17 protein-coding genes are annotated in these 16,779 nt (G+C 49.5%); 8 read left to right on the top strand and 9 right to left on the bottom strand.

The genetic code is table 11. The annotated features are described in order from the left end of the window. The first annotated feature begins 451 nt into the window (after window positions 1–451). The gene (locus NC981_RS13100) at window positions 452–1,486 is read left to right on the top strand and encodes a hypothetical protein (protein ID WP_348243176.1); all 1,035 of its coding nucleotides are present in this window, start codon (window positions 452–454) and stop codon (window positions 1,484–1,486) included. A gap of 27 nt (window positions 1,487–1,513) precedes the next feature. Here NC981_RS13100 and NC981_RS13095 read toward each other — a convergent pair whose 3' ends face one another. The 3 genes from NC981_RS13095 to NC981_RS13085 all read right to left on the bottom strand — a co-directional run bounded on the left by NC981_RS13095 (window position 1,514) and on the right by NC981_RS13085 (window position 4,241). Further along, window positions 1,514–2,368 carry an alpha/beta fold hydrolase gene (locus NC981_RS13095; RefSeq protein ID WP_348243175.1) on the bottom strand — a complete coding sequence of 285 codons (855 nt, stop codon included), beginning with the start codon at window positions 2,366–2,368 and terminating at the stop codon, window positions 1,514–1,516. 123 nt (window positions 2,369–2,491) lie between these two features. Further along, window positions 2,492–2,767 (bottom strand): hypothetical protein, encoded by a 276-nt coding sequence (locus tag NC981_RS13090; RefSeq protein ID WP_348243174.1) that lies wholly within the window; start codon window positions 2,765–2,767, stop codon window positions 2,492–2,494. Window positions 2,768–3,035: 268 nt separating this feature from the next. Further along, entirely contained in the window at window positions 3,036–4,241 is a 1,206-nt protein-coding gene (locus NC981_RS13085) for a homocysteine biosynthesis protein (protein ID WP_348243173.1), read from the bottom strand. 38 nt (window positions 4,242–4,279) lie between these two features. Here NC981_RS13085 and NC981_RS13080 point away from each other — a divergent pair, with 38 nt between their 5' ends. Both NC981_RS13080 and NC981_RS13075 read left to right on the top strand, forming a co-directional pair. After that, window positions 4,280–4,612 (top strand): DUF565 domain-containing protein, encoded by a 333-nt coding sequence (locus tag NC981_RS13080; RefSeq protein WP_348243172.1) that lies wholly within the window; start codon window positions 4,280–4,282, stop codon window positions 4,610–4,612. Window positions 4,613–4,714: 102 nt separating this feature from the next. Continuing rightward, window positions 4,715–4,942: a hypothetical protein gene (locus NC981_RS13075; protein ID WP_348243171.1), complete on the top strand. Its 228-nt coding sequence runs from the start codon at window positions 4,715–4,717 to the stop codon at window positions 4,940–4,942. On the opposite strand, the gene NC981_RS13070 is transcribed toward NC981_RS13075, so the two are convergent. Further along, window positions 4,939–5,934 (bottom strand): J domain-containing protein, encoded by a 996-nt coding sequence (locus tag NC981_RS13070; RefSeq protein ID WP_348243170.1) that lies wholly within the window; start codon window positions 5,932–5,934, stop codon window positions 4,939–4,941. The two genes, NC981_RS13075 and NC981_RS13070, sit on opposite strands and share 4 nt — an antisense overlap. 98 nt (window positions 5,935–6,032) lie before the next feature. After that, window positions 6,033–8,489 carry a molecular chaperone DnaK gene (dnaK, locus tag NC981_RS13065; RefSeq protein ID WP_348243169.1) on the bottom strand — a complete coding sequence of 819 codons (2,457 nt, stop codon included), beginning with the start codon at window positions 8,487–8,489 and terminating at the stop codon, window positions 6,033–6,035. Between the two features lie 160 nt (window positions 8,490–8,649). On the opposite strand from dnaK, the gene NC981_RS13060 reads away from it, so the two are divergent. After that, window positions 8,650–9,153, top strand: a complete 504-nt coding sequence (locus NC981_RS13060; RefSeq protein ID WP_348243168.1) for a L,D-transpeptidase — start codon at window positions 8,650–8,652, stop codon at window positions 9,151–9,153. A 44-nt stretch (window positions 9,154–9,197) separates the two neighbouring features. Further along, a complete protein-coding gene (locus NC981_RS13055) occupies window positions 9,198–9,758 on the top strand; it encodes a Uma2 family endonuclease (protein ID WP_348243167.1) in 561 nt (186 codons plus the stop codon). Window positions 9,759–9,801: 43 nt separating this feature from the next. Here NC981_RS13055 and NC981_RS13050 read toward each other — a convergent pair whose 3' ends face one another. Then, window positions 9,802–10,404, bottom strand: coding sequence for a DUF4126 domain-containing protein (locus NC981_RS13050; RefSeq protein WP_348243166.1), 603 nt, complete (start codon window positions 10,402–10,404; stop codon window positions 9,802–9,804). A 148-nt stretch (window positions 10,405–10,552) separates the two neighbouring features. Here NC981_RS13050 and NC981_RS13045 point away from each other — a divergent pair, with 148 nt between their 5' ends. Beyond that, a complete protein-coding gene (locus NC981_RS13045) occupies window positions 10,553–10,912 on the top strand; it encodes a tetratricopeptide repeat protein (protein ID WP_348243165.1) in 360 nt (119 codons plus the stop codon). Window positions 10,913–11,206: 294 nt separating this feature from the next. On the opposite strand, the gene NC981_RS13040 is transcribed toward NC981_RS13045, so the two are convergent. Both NC981_RS13040 and NC981_RS13035 read right to left on the bottom strand, forming a co-directional pair. Continuing rightward, on the bottom strand, window positions 11,207–11,419 hold the full coding sequence (locus NC981_RS13040; RefSeq protein ID WP_348243164.1) for a hypothetical protein: 213 nt from the start codon (window positions 11,417–11,419) through the stop codon (window positions 11,207–11,209). Between the two features lie 51 nt (window positions 11,420–11,470). Further along, on the bottom strand, window positions 11,471–12,643 hold the full coding sequence (locus NC981_RS13035; protein WP_348243163.1) for a DNA double-strand break repair nuclease NurA: 1,173 nt from the start codon (window positions 12,641–12,643) through the stop codon (window positions 11,471–11,473). Between the two features lie 107 nt (window positions 12,644–12,750). On the opposite strand from NC981_RS13035, the gene bchD reads away from it, so the two are divergent. After that, a complete protein-coding gene (bchD, locus tag NC981_RS13030) occupies window positions 12,751–14,787 on the top strand; it encodes a magnesium chelatase ATPase subunit D (protein WP_348243251.1) in 2,037 nt (678 codons plus the stop codon). A 56-nt stretch (window positions 14,788–14,843) separates the two neighbouring features. Next, on the top strand, window positions 14,844–15,764 hold the full coding sequence (locus tag NC981_RS13025; RefSeq protein ID WP_348243162.1) for an alpha/beta fold hydrolase: 921 nt from the start codon (window positions 14,844–14,846) through the stop codon (window positions 15,762–15,764). On the opposite strand, the gene NC981_RS13020 is transcribed toward NC981_RS13025, so the two are convergent. After that, window positions 15,700–16,683, bottom strand: a complete 984-nt coding sequence (locus NC981_RS13020; protein ID WP_348243161.1) for a DMT family transporter — start codon at window positions 16,681–16,683, stop codon at window positions 15,700–15,702. The genes NC981_RS13025 and NC981_RS13020 overlap by 65 nt on opposite strands. Window positions 16,684–16,779: the final 96 nt, after the last annotated feature.

Here is a 16,779-nt window from a genome sequence, read left to right as displayed (position 1 = left end):
AGACCCTTCTTCACAAATTTTAACGCGCTTTTTTAAGGACGAGCGTTTTCTAAAGCAGGATTGGTTCTCTGCACGCTTCTAGGCGATAGATTTCAATGTTGAGATTTTCAAACTGGCAGAATGCTGATTCTTTCGTGTTGATCTCAAACTAGCCAGGGGAAAACTTAAAGTTATCTATTCGAGAAATCGAAGAGCGCAGCATTAGAAATCAGTATCATGGGCATAGTGCTATTGCTGACACTGTGCCGGAAATGCTAAGAAGTTCTATAAACTGTCGTATTTTTTATTATGGCAGTTTTACCAGAACTAGGGAGATTCCGAAAAAGATGCAAAGCTGGGTGAGTTTTTTGTAAACCCGTTGCAAAGCGTTCGGATTCCGTTAAATCAGCCTGCATTCAGTACAATAAGCGCCTGAAATGCTTTTGCCCTCAGCCTGTGACGATGACAGCCTATGAGTCCCTTGCCAAACCGCCCACCCCAGCCTCCTAAACCCTATGCCGCTCAGAATGCGGCTGAAGGCTCTACCATGCCCCAACCCTCAGAAGCCTCTGATTCAAAACACACGACTGTTCAGCGCCCGTTGGTGCGCCCTGTGGCTCGTCCACAGTCGCCTGCTCCGGCTCCGCCTCCAGCAGTTGAGTCTCCGTCAGAACCAGCGTTTGATCCGGCGAGTTTGAGACAGCAACCGATTCCCGCCCCAAGCGAACCGATGCAGTATCGTGCCATTGGGTTACTGCGCGGTCGGTATAAAGCCTCGGACGAGCAATTCACCCGCGGCGAGATGATCACTGCCGATGGCACGACGATCGAAGCGGTATTGCTCGGTCGCGTCATGAGCCTGGTGAAAAATCATTTAGACCTCGAACAAGAGCATCTCTGGGTTGTGTATCCGCGCACTCGCGAAAAGCAGGAAGATTTGCACGTTCAGATTGTCGGAGTTTGGGAGCCTGAAAATCTCAGTAAGCCTGACGAGGAAGAAGCAGAATCACCTGCATATCTGCCCTCCTCGGAAGTTGAAGATAATTATTTCTCGATTCGGGGAGAAGTTATCTTTCATACACCTGAAGAGAAGTCTGTTGTGGTGAAGATTCAGCAGTCGCCGCGCAAGAAAGACGATCGAGCGAAGTCTTTTAAGCTAAAGCTCAATGGTGAGTTAAGCGGAAAAGTGGTCGGTTATTTCTGGGAACTCAACGTCCAGCGTGAAGGAGCCGATCTCGTCATCAAGAGCGCTAAATCGATCGGAATGATTCCGCCTCGCAAAAAATCGAAGGAGGAAAGCGCTAGGGAGCGCTCAGGCGGTCGTCCAGGATTTCGTCCGGGCGGAAGACGACCGTTTAGTCCGCGTCCGGGTGGAGGTGATCGCCGACCCGCAAGTGTCGCTTCTGCGCCAGAAGCACCGCGTCGATCGGAACCGCTGCCCAAGCCCGTGAAGCGTCGGGCTGAAAGCAGTCCCCCTGCGGCAGATAGCGCGATTAGTGAAGCATAGGTTGAACGGGCGGTCTTCGGATCGCCCTTATTTTTTGTAAACGATGAAGCCTGCGATCGCATCAAGTAGCGCTTCAGGTTCATCCACTCGAATCAAATGTCCGCTGTTCTCGAAGATGCGGAGATCTGAATTGGGGATCGCTTGGGCAATTTCTTCAGAGAATTCAGGCGGACAAATCCAATCGTGGCGACCTGCGATTACGAGCGTTGGAGCCGTAATTTTGTGAAGCTGATCGAGGACATCGTACGACCGCAAAAATCCGCCAAAGGCTTCGTTAATTGCCTCGATCGAGAGAATCGATCGGCGTTGAACCGCTTGAGTTGAGTCAGCCGTAAATGAGTAAAGCGGGTGCATGATGCGGAAATAATCGCTGAGCTGCTCTTCGGTTTCAAAGTTGCCATTCCAGAGATATTGCGCGATCGCGATTTGTTCGGATGTGCCGCGTTCTTGCAAGATTTCCTGAGCACGTTTGAGAAAGCGAGAATCGGGGACTGTGGCAATCACGATCAAGTGTGAGAGGTTTTGGGGGTAGCGAGTTGCGTAAGTGAGCGCCACCATACCGCCGTAGGAGCCACCGATCGCAATAATTTTCTCTAACCCTAAATACTGCCGCAGCGCTTCCATATCCTCGACGTTTTGATCGAGGGTATAAGTAGATTGATCACCTCTTGCCGATCGTCCTTGTCCACGATGGTCGAAGTAGACAAGCTGCATCTTGTTGCTTAATGCAGAAAAGGTCGGTTTGTAGGAAGTGTGATCAGCTCCAGGCCCTCCATGAATCAAAAAGGCGACTGGTTTTTCGCGCATTTGATTGCCTTGAGGAACAAGTCCTGCACCTTCAATATCGAAATAGATTTGTGTGCCTCGAATGTTAGCGTACATGAGCGTCTCAATGGGGGTTGCATCGGGAGCGCGATCGGCTCAGCAAATTAAATCTGCCGCAGAGTTCAATTTGCTGAGTTTCCGCACGGCTCAACCCGAAGCGCTGTACTTTTCTTCGTGGCTTCAGCATTTAAGCCGAAACTTTGGAGAATCCAGCTCTACAAGGTCAAGCTGCTGTTCCCGATAAAGCTCGATCACAGCATAAATCAGGTTAATGTGTACTGCTTGTAGGCAAAGATTTGCACTAAGTAAGACGAATTCTGATTCACCCGCCCAAATCAGCCCCAAACCTGCTGGATCAAAAGCTTGATTGCTAAATTTTTTCTCCAATTCAATTTTGATCTGATTGATTTGATGACGATCGATCTGCTCATCAGAAGCCTTATTAACGATAAACACAACTGTTAATTTCTTCCCAAAGTATTCTTAATTCAACTTTACATTAGTAATTTGAAACGAATCAAGTAGAACGCAAAAGCCCCGTCAAATTGCCGCTAAATCAGATTAGATCTAAGCGAAATTGCGTATAGGGCGACCTGAATGAGTTGTGAAGTGGAGGTGGGGAGCCGTTCCCTTTTCAGCCCCCTACTCCTTTTAGCGTTTACCACTCAAACAGGAACACTACAAACAGGATCACTATAGTGTTCTGCTAACTCTCCAAAGGTAATCAACTGCCGCGCATATCTTGTGGAATAAATGTTCGATCGCTCGGAATTGGTGCAACTGCCTCGGTCAAAGTAAACGTTCCAGCTTCGATCCAGCGTTTCAATTCCAAAGCGACCTGTCGCGACAGATAAACGCTGGCAAGTGGAGCAACCCGGACAGATTTACCGTCGATCGTTAATCGACCTGATTTCAACTGAGCGTAACTGACAAGCCCAAACGTTGGACGCACACGCCGAGGAATAGAAAAATCAACGATCGGAGCCACCAGATCTTTATCGCGAACGGCACAATGAGCGATTACTTCTTCACTCAGCACAGGCAATGGAATGCCAACACCCAACATTAACGAAGCACCATAGCCGCGAAAATAGCAACCCCGTACCCATTTCGCATCCATTTGTTTCGCATCACCAATCAGCGCCAGCGTAGAAGCAGGCCCGATCGGGGTGCGGTTTGGTAAGCGCTTTTGCAGCGGAAAATGTTGCGTTCCTTCCCAAGCAACATAGCCCACTCCACCACCAAGAAAGATTCGTGATCCGATGCCAATTAATTGCAGATCTGGATCATTGAGCAATGGCGAAATTGCGCCCGGATTTGAAAAGACGGCATTCCCTAAACGCGGTTGAAGTGCGCCTAAATAGGTGTACAAGGGACGATCGCCGCCGTTTACTCCAACGATAAAATTTTGGTACAGATTGCGAGGATTGAACAAATAGAATTGATTAATCGTATCGCGGGTAATCGTCGTTTCGAAGGACGAGCGCGGATAACAGTCCGTCACCTGCCCGATCGCACGTAGGTTCACCGCCTTTCCGGCAATCAAATCCTCGATCACATGACCGCCGCCGCGCTGTCGTTGCCGTACATCCGGAGACTCGCGATCGTCACTATCGAGCGGCTCTCCTCCACTGGGGTATTCAACTAATTGAGACGCGCCTAAATACAGATCCACCGCTCCAAACCCTGCATAAGCAGGCACGCCATCCATCCAGCACTGGCGAATTTTGATTGGCGGATCGGTCTGTCCTAAGTTCAGAATTGCGCCTGAAGCTTCCATCGGCTCGAAAGTTCCAGTCGTAATCACATCAACGACTTTTGCCGTTTCCGTTACGCCCATTTCCGCCACTTGAGCTTTCACTTCCTCAGCAGTGCGAACGATCGCGGTTCCACGCTGAATTTTTTGATTAATTTCGGCAAGAGTTCGCATACAGTTTGGATAGTCTTGTGATCAGGCGCACTTGAATTATGCAGAATACTCGACTGAGTACGATCGTGAATACCACTGCGGCACAACTTAATCAGGTGTTTCGCAATCCTTGGCGGCGCACGTCCTTGCTGATGATCGGACTGCTGCTCGGTTTTTTCCTTGGTAGTGCCATTTCAACCAGTGCAGGTCAGAAAGCGGAACTCGATATCGTGGAAGCTTTTTTTCTGCTGTTATTAACAGAAGCGGTGAGTCGGTTTACTTACGGGGGAAATGATCGCTTGCGTCGATCGCTCCTGATTGAACTTGCAAATGCGCTCAAGCTCGGACTGATTTACAGCTTATTTCTCGAAGCCTTCAAACTCGGAAGCTAACCGTAGATTGATTCTCGCATACCACGAGGGAGATAGGTACGATCGTCGATGCCCGCTAGAATGACAAGTGGGCAGACTGTCGCGACTGCTTGAGAACACCTGATGAATGACTCTGGAGAGACCATGACGGAAATTAACTGCGCTGAACTGTGTCAGAACGGCTGTGTTCTGGGGGATGAATGTCCAAACCGGGAGTACACCGAGAAAACCAGCCAATTTATCAGCGATACGCCGCTCGATAAGCTGCTAGAAATGGCAGATGAAGCGGTACGGAAAAAAGCGCTAGAGCGCATGTCAACCCCAACGCAATGGATTCTCCCGGAAGATTAGACGGGTAAGTCCTTCCGAGGATTAAAAGTTTCAGCTTGCCGCAGCTTCTCGTAGAGTTCGCGTTCTTGTTCGCTGAGTTCTTTGGGGACGGCGATCTGAATTTCTACAATTTGGTCGCCCCGATCGCCGTTTACATCGGGGTAGCCCTTGTTTGCCAGTCGTAAGCGCTGTCCCGATCGCACTCCGGCTGGAATCACCATCTTCACCAATCCATCGAGTGTTGGGACTTCGACGGGTGCACCTAAGACTGCTTCACTCGGCGTAATCGGCAATTTACAGCTAATGTCTAATCCTTCGAGTCGGAAAAACGGATGCGGTGAGACTTCAATTTTGAGATACAGATCGCCACCGTTCACACCTTGCTCCCGCAGCCGGACTTTTTGCCCAGTCATCATCGCAGGCGGCATATCCACTTCGAGCGATCGACCATCTTCGAGCCGAATGCGCTCCCGTCCCCCAGAGTAAGCCTTTTCAAGCGGAACCGTTAACCTTGCTTCTGCATCTCGCTTCGGCTTGGGAGGTCTCACGGTGTAACTTTCCTTCGAGGTTCCCGGACGAAATGGATCAGGTTCTTGTCTCGGAGGCGGCGGTGTTGCAGTACGGACGGTGCGAGTGGTTCGGGTCTGACGTGGAACCGGATCGAAGTCTGGTTCTGGTGCGGGAGTCTTCCGGCTGAGAACCTCATCGAAGAACTCATTGAACGTCTTAAATTTGCCATAGGTCGATTTGTCGTCTCGTCCCCCACGCCCGGTTTGAAAGCCGCGCTGTTTCCAAAAACCGCCGTATTGGTCATACTGCGCCCGCTTCGTTGGGTCGGACAATACGCCATAAGCTTCTCCCAAAGCTTTGAACTTGTCTTCTGCTGCTGTGTTTCCTGGGTTGAGATCCGGATGATATTGTCGCGCTAAGCGTCGATACGATCGCTTAATTTCATCAGCCGATGCATCATTAGCAACGCCCAAAATCTCGTAATAATTGCGGAAACTTTGCATAGGAAAACAGAGCTAGGAGGGTTGAAAAGAAGCTTAGGGACTAGAGTGTAGCACTGTTTTGAAATCTCGGCGCATTCCTCTTTGTCCCTGGCTTCTCGTTACAGCCAGTCGTCCTCATCATCCCAGTTGTCTTGCTGATAGTTGGGGCGACTGGGACGCTTGCGAGGGGTATCATCGCGGCGGGGCTGATCGCTGCTGCGGGATTGGCGATCGTTGTAATAATCGGCATCGTAATCGGGGCGCTTACGAGTTGGGGGTGAATCATAGCTGTCCCGACGCGGCGAATCGTAGTCGCTGTCTTGTCGGGGTGAACGATCCGATTGGGGGGAACCGTAGTCGTAATAATCGGAACTGCGGGATGAACGATCGCTGGTGCCGTAGGAATCCCGCGAACCGTAAGCATCGCCATACGGATCAGCACTGCGGCGCGGCGGTGTGCTGAAGTCAGAATCACGGGCTGATCGACTAGAGCCATAATCAGCATCGCGGGTCGATCGACCACTTGAGCCGTTAGCATCTCGTCCGCCTGAACTGTACGGATCGCTGTAGGAATCCCGGCGCGGATAATCTGGGCGATACAAATCAGGCTCACGCGCGGGATTCAGCGCATAACCACTGCGTCCACCGCTCCAATAGTCATCTCGATAATCGCGGCGATTGTCGTAGTAGTAATCGTCGTCGTCTTCGAGGAAAAAGTCTTTGATTGATTTGAGGATGCCGCCTTCGCCTTCTTCCTCTCTGTTTTGCTGATAAACTTCGCGATTTAGGTCGTAAAGGGCATCTCTGAGGTCGGCTTCTGCGATATCAACTCCGCGATCGTCGTTGTTTGCGAGTGCTGCTCGCAGTCGCTGCACCAGCGGTTCAATGCGATTGCGGTAAGGCTGAACAAACTGGAATCCGAAATCTAGAGTGGCTTCTCGCAGTTGGCGCTCTGCCTGATAGGTCATGGCTTCGGCACGGTTGCGCTTCTCGACTTTGGCTTTGCGGAGTTCATCAATTTCGGCAAATTCTTCGGCGCTGCGAATCATTTGCTTAATCTCTTCGTCGCTTAAGTTCGATGCCCCTTGAATGGTGATGCTCTGTTCGCGTCCAGTGGTGCGATCCATCGCCGTCACTTGCATAATGCCGTTGGCATCAATATCAAACGCGACCTGAATTTGAGGAATGCCACGCGGTGCAGGCGGAATGCCCATGAGCTTAAACCGCCCTAGCGATTTATTCCCGGATGCCATCGGACGCTCACCCTGTAGGATGTGAACTTCAACGACGGTTTGGTTGTCTTCGGAGGTTGAGAAAACGTCCGATCGTCGAGTTGGAATCGTGGTTCCGCGTGGAATCAGCGCTTTCATAATGCCGCCGATCGTTTCCAGCCCAACTGAGATCGGAGTGACATCGAGCAGCAGAATGTCCTTGACTTCGCCTGCTAGGATTCCGGCTTGAATGGCGGCTCCAACCGCGACGACTTCATCCGGGTTGACGTTTTGATTCGGTTCGAGATTGATCAACGATCGCACGACTTCTTGCACCATCGGCATTCGAGTTCCGCCGCCGACGAGTACGACTTCATCGATATCGCGGGGACTCATACCTGCATCGCGGAACGCTTCTCGCAGGGGAAGTCTCAGACGAGAGAGCAGGTCTTCGCATAAGCCTTCAAACTGCGATCGGGTTAATCGCGTCTCTAAGTGTTTCGGGCCGTCTTTATCGGCTGCAATAAAGGGAAGATTTATCTCCGTTACGCCCACGCCGGAAAGCTCGATTTTCGCTTTTTCTGCGGCTTCGGTGAGTCGCTGTAACGATTGGCGTTCTTTGCGTAAATCAATGCCTTCGCGCTCTAAAAACTGCTCTGCTAGCCAGTCAACGATCTTTTTATCGAACTCGCCTCCGCCTAACTGCGTATCGCCGCTGGTGGCTTTTACTTCAAACACACCATCGCCAACATCAAGAATCGAGACATCAAACGTGCCGCCACCGAGGTCAAACACAAGAATGGTTTCGCTTTGCACGCGATCGAGTCCATATGCCAACGATGCCGCAGTGGGTTCGTTAAGAATGCGCTTCACTTCTAGTCCGGCAATTCGTCCAGCATCGCGGGTAGCTTGGCGCTGGGCATCATTGAAATAAGCGGGTACCGTAATCACTGCACCCGTTACGGGTTCGCCCAAATATCGAGCAGCTTCGTCGGCTAATTTCTTCAGAATTTGCGCGGAAATTTCCTCGGGAGCAAAATCGCGATCGAGTCTAGGGCACTTCAGCTTGATGTTGCCCGCTTCGTCTTTACGGATTGTATAAGGAACGCGCTTCGATTCGGGGTTGAGTTCGGCATATCTGCGCCCCATAAACCGTTTCACGCCAAAAAACGTATTCTGCGGATCAAGCACCGCCTGACGACGCGCCAATTGTCCAACGAGACGTTCGCCTTCTTTACTCACGCCGACTACCGATGGCGTGGTTCGCATTCCTTCGGCATTGGCGATGACTACTGGCTTACCGCCCTCCATGACTGCCACGACCGAGTTGGTTGTTCCCAGGTCAATCCCAACGACTCTACCCATTCGCTTCTTTAACCTTTACTGCGATCATAAGGTTTGCTGGACTTATTCTATCCTGTCGTTTCCACATCCGCTGTTCAGGCTGATCAGATGTGCCGATCAGCGCTTGATTATTTTAACCAGATGAGCAGGAATGATAGAAAAAGCGTGAAAGGTGAGTGAGATGAAACGAATTTTAGCTCTCGTAAGCGGATTTTTGCTGATTGCTGGACTGCCAGTGCTAGCGGCTCCAGATTGGCGATCGACGGCTGAAATTCAACTGTCGGAACCAGAGGTTGCACCCTTGCGAGTGGTGATACGGACGAAAGCACGGCGAGCGTTTGTATATGAAGGAAAAGCGGTGGTTGCAAGTTATGCGATCGCGGTGGGTAAATCAGGCTGGGAAACTCCTCCCGGTGAATATAACGTGTTCTCGAAAGAAGTGAATCCGGTGTTCAAAAACTTTAGAACCGGAAAAATCATCAAGCCCGGACGAGATAATCCCTTGGGTGTGCGTTGGATTGGGTTTTGGACAGATGGAAAAACGCAGCTTGGATTTCACGGTACGAATGAACCGGAGCTAATCGGACAAGCGGTATCGCATGGATGTATTCGGATGCGAAATAAAGATGTGGTGGCGCTCTTTGAAAAGGTGTCGATCGGGACTCCTATTATCGTTGAGCCTTAGATTCTTGATAACCTAGACGTACTACTAACCTGGGGGATTTCGTCATGACAACCGAGGTGTTAAGACGACTATTTACGGTTAAGCAGTATCACCGCATGATCGAAACCGGAATTATTCAAGAGGGCGATCGTGTCGAGTTGATTCGAGGGGAAATTATTGAGATGGCATCCCTCGGGACAAGACACGCAGCGGGGGTTAATCGGCTGAATCGGCTATTCTTCAAAAAGTTTGGTGATCAAGTGTTAGTCGCAGTTCAAAATCCAGTTGAAGTTGATGCACATTCAGAACCTCAACCTGATATTGCAATCTTGAGACCGCGTGAAGATTTTTATGCGTCTGCTCATCCCACTCCAACTGATGTATTTTTGCTGATTGAGGTTTCAGACTCAACCATTCGCCACGATCGCACTGTCAAAATTCCGCTCTATGCCGAAGACAGCATTGCTGAATCTTGGGTTGTTGATGTGAATGCAGAACTAATTGAGGTGTATCGGCAACCAAGTGCTACAGGATATCGATCGCTTCAGACCTTTATGCGGGGTCAAGCGATCGAGCTTTTGGCATTTCCCGGAGTCTCAATTACAGCTGATGAAATTTTAGGATGAGTTTTAGCTCAGAAAATTATATTTAGCTAAGTTGCAAGGGCAGTTATTCTTGCAAAGTTTTGACTCTGCCCTGAGTCCGCCAGCGTGTGACGAACTTTGTCAGTCGATAGAATCCAAAGCTGAACAATCCAATCACCAGCAGTCCGGCGACGATCGGGGCGGTGAGCGCTAACACAGAAAGCAGAACTGCGATCGCGAGTTCTACCGCAGCGAAGATCGGATTCGTCAAGCCACCCGAAGCAGCCGTCGATGTGCCTCTGAGTAAGTTTGTTAATAACTTTGTAATGCCTGCGGTTCCGCCTCCTGCAACGATCGCTAATGTCCATTGAATCAATGGATTCATGTCCGGTGCAACCGAAGCAGCGACAACCGTTCCGGCAATCATCGCGGCGGGAGTTGCAAGCACATCGAGCGCATGATCAAACCAGGGAATCGAATATCCAATCACTTCGAGAATGCTGGCGATCGCAAACAATCCAAGTGCTTGAGAATTTTCCAGCCAGTCGAAGTCAGCAGGTAAATCGTAATGTCCGAATACAGAGACACCGCTCACAATCAGCAGGGGAATAAACACGCGAAATCCTGCTGCCGCACTTAAACTGATGCCCAAAAGAATTTCAATAATCGTGTGAAGTGTCGAGTCCACTGACTTTATCCAAATTTCTAATTCGAGTGTAGGGCGCGATCGCGCATTCCTGTCTCTGCTAACCGAATCAAATCGAGTCGAGAAATCCCTCCCACACGGTAGAGAACTTCGATCAGATACTTAAGATGCAGAGATTCAGGTGTTTGGGATGGATAGTTTAGAAAAAGGTTGTGAATGTTGTCAGCGAGAAGAATATTTAGAGGCAATCAAGCATTTTGATCAAGCAATTGGAACTGATGCAAGTTGCTCGAAGGCTTGGAACTTTCGTGGGAATGCGCTTTCTGCATTAAAACGGTATGCAGAAGCATTGAGTAACTACGATCGTGCGACGTTCTTACAGCCCGATTATCATCAAGCTTGGTTTAATCGTGGATTGTTATTGATGGAAATGGGCGCGTATGGCAATGCGATCGAGTCCTACGATCGCGCAATCGATCGCTATCCCGATCCGGCTTACATTCACGCGAGAGCGTCGATCGGATTGAAACAGAAATTAGTTTTTGTGTAAAGCAAGGATTGTCGCGACGATTCAGCCAATTTCATAGACTTATAAATCGTGCCTCGATAATCAATGTCATAAACAATCAATTCATCTTCTTCAGCATTGATCTTGAAGATAACTCTGATTTTTCCAACTCGCATTCTGGAAAAATCTTTCCACTCGCCTTTCAATGCTTTGATGTCTAGCTCATTGAATGGAATAACGTCTTCGACTTCGATCGATTCCAGGAGACGAGACAATTTCTCTCGAATCTTTTCTGCCTCCTTTGCCGACAGCTTGTTTAAAAACTTGACTGAACTCTTAGTGAAGCTTAGTTCCATGCCTCACCCAGTCACTCATGTTGACTAATTCGGAGTCGTCTAAATCGGCTGGTGTCCCTAATTTCTGCTGGATCTCTTGCATTTCCTTATCACTCACGACCGGAATTAGAACTTGACATAATTTCAGGCGTTCTTCGCGCAATACTTCGCGCAAACTTTCTTTTACGAGTTGTTTTAATTCATCTGCTTGCATAATAAATTTTCCCAACAATAGAAAACATTATTGTAATGGGCTGGCTGTGAATTATCTTCGCCTTACTTTACTGATCATTTTGCGCGAGAGTCGGAGGGTGAGATCTTCCTTCTCTGCCCAATCCTGTAGTAATCGATAAAAGGTTTGCCGATCGTCATTCTTCAAGACTGCAACCTGATCGGCCGTCTCAATCACATAAGGATATCCGCCTCCGATCGCCACTTCTGCGCGTACCCAATCTAAAACGCGCTCGTGCCAGCCTTCTTCGTAGATCCAGACAGGTAATTCAATTCGAGCCGGATAGCCATCTTGTGTGGTTTTTAGATAGGTGAAGGCAATGCGATCGCGATGTTCAAAATATAAATCTCGAATGCCAGGACGTTGAGAGAGAAAGATCGGAGTGCGATCGCCCCATTGCATCTGGTTCTTAGCGCGATTGAGCAATTGGGCATCATGGATGGTTTTGCGTTCAGGTAGCTGACACAATCGCTGTAGCATTTCTGTGAGATCTCGCGCTGTGGAAGTATCGACATAGCCCACGACAGGAACGCGATAATCTTCACTCGCTTGTAATACCGTACGAATACATCTGACATAAAAATTCTTTGTCTCTTCGTCGAATGCTTCTGCAAACGTTGCAATCAGTGAGCCATCGAAGAAGGCAAGACAAGATCGACTTCCAGCGTGTTCTTCTATGTATTGAACAATACGATCGCACTCCATTTCAAAGCGACGTAAATTGACTCGTCGATCGGCAAGATCACCCCGTCCCACTTTCAGATCATTCGGGGTCATCACATCGAGAGCAATGTCTTTTTCATACTTGCCTGATTCAAGATGATCGTTCTCGAACCAGCCAATTTGCACTAAGGCAACCGGAATTGAGAAATCTTTGCTTGGATAGATTTGAGAACCATCGACTGAAAAAGTCGAAACTCCGGTAATGCGATCGCGCACCCACTCTAAACTCTCTTCGCGATTTTGCCAGCTTAGATTTGAGTGCATCATCCATTCGGGAAACAAGCCCAACGGCTCTAACGGTCTTGCCCCACAATCTTTTATCCCCTCTAATGCTTTGAGTAAGGCTTGATCAGACTTTTGCGACATCTGAATCAATGCGGTTCCGTACTGCTGAAGCGCTTGGAGGGCAGTACGATCGAACGACATAAACTCCTCGCGCTTACGATCGAGCAAGCTCAAAATCTGGGAAGGTTTGATAGGCATGAGCAACACAGTTGGTATTTGGGTACTATATCAAACCTTTTGGAGTACAGCGAAATCGAGCCGCAGATCTTGGTATGGTGGAGATTGATAGCAATCTAAATTTATCAATGCCTGCCACGATCGATTCTCAAATTACTGCTTTTCCTCTCGCTGCCGTTGTGGGTCAAGAAGCGATCAAACTGGCGCTGCTGCTTGCTGCGGTTGATCCCGGCTTAGGTGGCGTGGTGATCGCGGGGAGGCGCGGAACCGCTAAATCTGTAATGGCGCGAGCAATTCACGCGCTCCTGCCGCCGATCGAAGTTGTGAAAGACTCAGTGAGCAATTGCGAACCGGGTGCGATCGCAGAGTGGGACGACTTCACGCTGGAGCAATTTGGCGATGCCGAAGATGTGCCAACGGAAGTGATTCGCGCCCCATTTGTACAGATTCCTTTAGGTATAACCGAAGATCGATTACTCGGCTCGGTAGACGTGAGCCAATCGATTAAGCAAGGCGAAACGGTGTTTCAGCCTGGATTGTTGGCAGAAGCAAATCGCGGCGTGTTGTATGTCGACGAAGTTAATCTGCTGGATGATCAAATTTCAAATTTATTGTTGTCAGTTCTAACCGATGGACGAAATCAGATCGAGCGTGAAGGCATCAGTTTTCAGCATCCTTGTAAGCCGTTATTGATTGCAACCTACAATCCTGAAGAAGGAACATTGCGAGAACATTTGCTCGATCGTATTGCAATCTCCTTATCGGCAGATATGGTGTTGGGATTAGACGATCGTGTTCAAGCGGTCGAACAAGCGACGAACTATTCCAATTCGCCACAAGCATTTCTTGAACAGTACAACGAAGATATTGACGCGCTGAAAACGCAAATTCTCTTGGCGCGGGAATGGCTCCAAGATGTGCAGATTAGCTTGGATCAAATTGAATATTTAGTCACAGAAGCCATTCGCGGTGGGGTTCAGGGACATCGTGCCGAACTGTTTGCGCTGCGGGTTGCGAAAGCTCATGCCGCATTAGAAGGACGCACACAGGTCAATGCAGAAGATTTGAGAAAAGCGGTGGAACTGGTGATTATTCCACGATCGACGATCGTTCAAACGCCACCCGAAGAAGCGCCACCGCCACCGCCACCGCCACCGCCTCAAGACCAATCTGATCAAGAGCAAGACCATCAGGAAGATCAAGAAGACCAAGACGAACCGGAAGATCAACCAGAGCAAGAGACTCCGAACATTCCTGAAGAATTCGTCTTTGATCCAGAAGGAGTGATTCTCGATCCAGAAGTGCTGTATTTTGCACAGATGGCAACGCGGCAAGGGAAATCCGGCAGTCGAACGATCGTGCTCTCTGAAGATCGGGGGCGCTATATCAAACCGATGTTACCGAAAGGTAAAGTCCGGCGAATTGCAGTGGATGCGACTCTGAGAACGGCAGCACCCTATCAAAAATCAAGACGATCCAGATCTCAGGAAGCCTCGACCGGACGCAAACGAGTGTTTGTCGAAGAAAGTGACATTCGGGCAAAGCGACTGGCTCGAAAAGCCGGAGCGCTGATCGTGTTTGTGGTGGATGCGTCTGGTTCAATGGCACTCAATCGGATGAATGCTGCCAAAGGTGCGGTTCTAAGTTTGCTGACTGAAGCGTATCAGAACCGAGATCAAGTGTCGTTGATTCCATTCCGGGGTGAACAGGCTGAGGTGTTATTACCGCCGACTCGATCGATTGAAGCCGCGAAACGCAGGCTCGATCGCTTACCCTGTGGTGGCGGTTCTCCGTTGGCGCATGGACTCACGCAAGCAGTTCGAGTCGGACTGAATGCAAAACAATCCGGGGATATCGGGCAAGTTGTGATTGTGGCGATTACGGACGGGCGCGGCAATATTCCACTGGCTCGATCGCTGGGTGAAACCCTTCCCGAAGGTGAAAAACCCGACATCAAAGGCGAGCTTTTAGAACTTGCAGCGAAGATTCGCGCCTTGGGCATTCAGCTTTTGGTGATAGATACGGAAAACAAATTCATTTCAACTGGATTTGCTAAAGAACTTGCCAAACAAGCGGGTGGAAAGTATCATCACTTGCCGAAAGCGACGGATGCTGCGATCGCTGGAGTTGCCCGAAACGCGATCGCCGATATCAAAACCAAGTAGCGCAACTTTGTGAAGTTTTGTACGCTTAAAGAGTACGACTACTTCACAGCGCCATCATGCTAACGGCTTCCACAGTTTCAACCGAATACAAGATCTGGATGTGGAAGGGGTTCCAAGTTGCCTATCAAACTCAGGGAACTGAAGGAACTCCAGTCGTGTTAGTGCATGGCTTTGGTGCATCGTTCTTTCATTGGCGCAAGAACCTGCCAGAACTGGCGAAAACTTGCCGCGTGTATGCGATCGACCTCGTTGGTTTCGGCAAATCGGCAAAACCAAAACCTGTTGAACAGATTGAATATACGTTTGAAACTTGGGGCGATCAAATTGCAGATTTCTGTCGCGAAGTGGTCGGAGAGCCTGCGGTTTTAATTGGCAATTCGATCGGCTGTATTGTCGTGATGCAGGCAGTGGTGGATCATCCTGAAATTGCACGATCGCTCTCCTTGCTCAATTGCTCTTTACGGTTGCTGCACGATCGACATCGGGCAACCCAACCCTGGATTAAACGCATTGGTGCGCCCATTCTGCAAAAAGTGCTGAAAAATCAAGCGTTCGGGCAATGGTTTTTCAGCCAGGTTGCCAAACCAAAAGCGGTGCGAAACATTCTGCTCAAGGCATACGCTCGACCCGAAGCGGTGACTGATGAATTAGTTGAACTCTTGCTTGGAGCCGCAAGCGACCAAGGAGCCGCCGCCGTTTTCATTGCATTTACCGGATATTCTTCAGGGCCGTTACCCGAAGATTTGTTCCCGAAATTGCCTTGTCCAACGATCGTTCTCTGGGGCGAAAACGATCCGTGGGAGCCGATCGCGCTTGGTCGCAAATTTGCCGAGTATCCTCAAGTCAAAGAATTCATTCCGCTGCCACAAGTTGGTCACTGTCCGCAGGATGAAGCCCCAGAATTAGTGAATCCTATTCTGCAACGGTGGATCGAGCAAACGACTCATGATTTTCCGCCTTCGGAGCCGTCACTGTGAGATAAATTCCACCTAAAACCACGACAAACGCGATCGCGCTTCCGATCTGAATCGTTTGCCTGAATAACACCAGCGCTAATCCGGCTGCAATAATCGGAACCGCTAAGAGCGCAACCGAAACCAGCCCGGCTGAAAACTTCTTCAGACTGTACGTTAACAATCCATGCCCTGCAACTTGCGTAATCAATGCGGCAGCAATCACGGCTGAACCACTCTGCCAAGAAGGTGGAAGGATGGCCGAACCACTGAATAGTATTGTGGGAAGAATTAAGACAGCAGCGATCGCCGCTTCGCACATCGCAATCGTTGGGGTTGTCAGTCGCGTCCGCAGTTGTTCGACGATCAGCATTTCGATCGCAATCAACACTGCCGCCAGTAAAGCCGCAGCATCCCCCCAGATTGTTGCATTCGACAAGCTAAAATCTCCCGCTCCGATCGCAACTGCACCCGATAATGCAATGACTAAACCCATCCAGAACTGTGAGCTAAACTGCTGCTTGAGAAACAACCACGCTCCCAAGGTTGTGAAGATGGGCATCATGTGAGTCAGTAATGTCGCGGTTGCGACTTGAGTATGTGCCAGTGCCCAAGCCAGCGAAACGATAAATCCTGCAAAACTAGCACCCGCAGCAATCAGTAACCTCACCTCGTGCCAACGGATTTGATCGGATTCTGGCTCTTTCCTTGGGGCAACGACTCGAATACTATTCCAACTTGCAAACACGATCGCCGCGATCGCCACTCGGTAAAATGCCACTTGATTCGCGCTCATGTCTTGCCGAGCGATCGTCATAAAGATTGAACCACTTGCAAGGGCGAACAAAGCAAAACAGAGCGTGAGGACGGAAAGAATGGACGGTAGGGTGAAAGTTTGAAACCGAGCAGGGCGCTGAATCAAATCGGTCTGAGGTTGGGTCATAACGTCGAGAATTTGAGGATAGCAATGCGATCAACACAGGCTGTTCGCCTCTCTCAAAGTATATTCTTTAAGTTTCTTAACGATTCGACCCTAAAT

This window comes from Leptolyngbya sp. DQ-M1 (assembly GCF_039962505.1).
Lineage (GTDB): Bacteria > Cyanobacteriota > Cyanobacteriia > Leptolyngbyales > Leptolyngbyaceae > Leptolyngbya.
The sequence above is the reverse complement of the archived record's forward strand: the minus strand, read 5'-3'. Positions and strand labels throughout refer to the sequence as shown.

What these genes read in the sequence shown, in the direction of transcription:
- NC981_RS13100 (WP_348243176.1), top strand. Translation starts at nt 452, where the DNA reads ATGAGTCCCTTGCCAAACCGCCCACCCCAGCCTCCTAAACCCTATGCC.
- NC981_RS13095 (WP_348243175.1), bottom strand. Translation starts at nt 2,368, where the DNA reads ATGTACGCTAACATTCGAGGCACACAAATCTATTTCGATATTGAAGGT.
- NC981_RS13085 (WP_348243173.1), bottom strand. Translation starts at nt 4,241, where the DNA reads ATGCGAACTCTTGCCGAAATTAATCAAAAAATTCAGCGTGGAACCGCG.
- NC981_RS13080 (WP_348243172.1), top strand. Translation starts at nt 4,280, where the DNA reads ATGCAGAATACTCGACTGAGTACGATCGTGAATACCACTGCGGCACAA.
- NC981_RS13075 (WP_348243171.1), top strand. Translation starts at nt 4,715, where the DNA reads ATGAATGACTCTGGAGAGACCATGACGGAAATTAACTGCGCTGAACTG.
- NC981_RS13070 (WP_348243170.1), bottom strand. Translation starts at nt 5,934, where the DNA reads ATGCAAAGTTTCCGCAATTATTACGAGATTTTGGGCGTTGCTAATGAT.
- dnaK (WP_348243169.1), bottom strand. Translation starts at nt 8,489, where the DNA reads ATGGGTAGAGTCGTTGGGATTGACCTGGGAACAACCAACTCGGTCGTG.
- NC981_RS13060 (WP_348243168.1), top strand. Translation starts at nt 8,650, where the DNA reads ATGAAACGAATTTTAGCTCTCGTAAGCGGATTTTTGCTGATTGCTGGA.
- NC981_RS13055 (WP_348243167.1), top strand. Translation starts at nt 9,198, where the DNA reads ATGACAACCGAGGTGTTAAGACGACTATTTACGGTTAAGCAGTATCAC.
- NC981_RS13045 (WP_348243165.1), top strand. Translation starts at nt 10,553, where the DNA reads ATGGATAGTTTAGAAAAAGGTTGTGAATGTTGTCAGCGAGAAGAATAT.
- NC981_RS13040 (WP_348243164.1), bottom strand. Translation starts at nt 11,419, where the DNA reads ATGCAAGCAGATGAATTAAAACAACTCGTAAAAGAAAGTTTGCGCGAA.
- NC981_RS13035 (WP_348243163.1), bottom strand. Translation starts at nt 12,643, where the DNA reads ATGCCTATCAAACCTTCCCAGATTTTGAGCTTGCTCGATCGTAAGCGC.
- bchD (WP_348243251.1), top strand. Translation starts at nt 12,751, where the DNA reads ATGCCTGCCACGATCGATTCTCAAATTACTGCTTTTCCTCTCGCTGCC.
- NC981_RS13025 (WP_348243162.1), top strand. Translation starts at nt 14,844, where the DNA reads ATGCTAACGGCTTCCACAGTTTCAACCGAATACAAGATCTGGATGTGG.
- NC981_RS13020 (WP_348243161.1), bottom strand. Translation starts at nt 16,683, where the DNA reads ATGACCCAACCTCAGACCGATTTGATTCAGCGCCCTGCTCGGTTTCAA.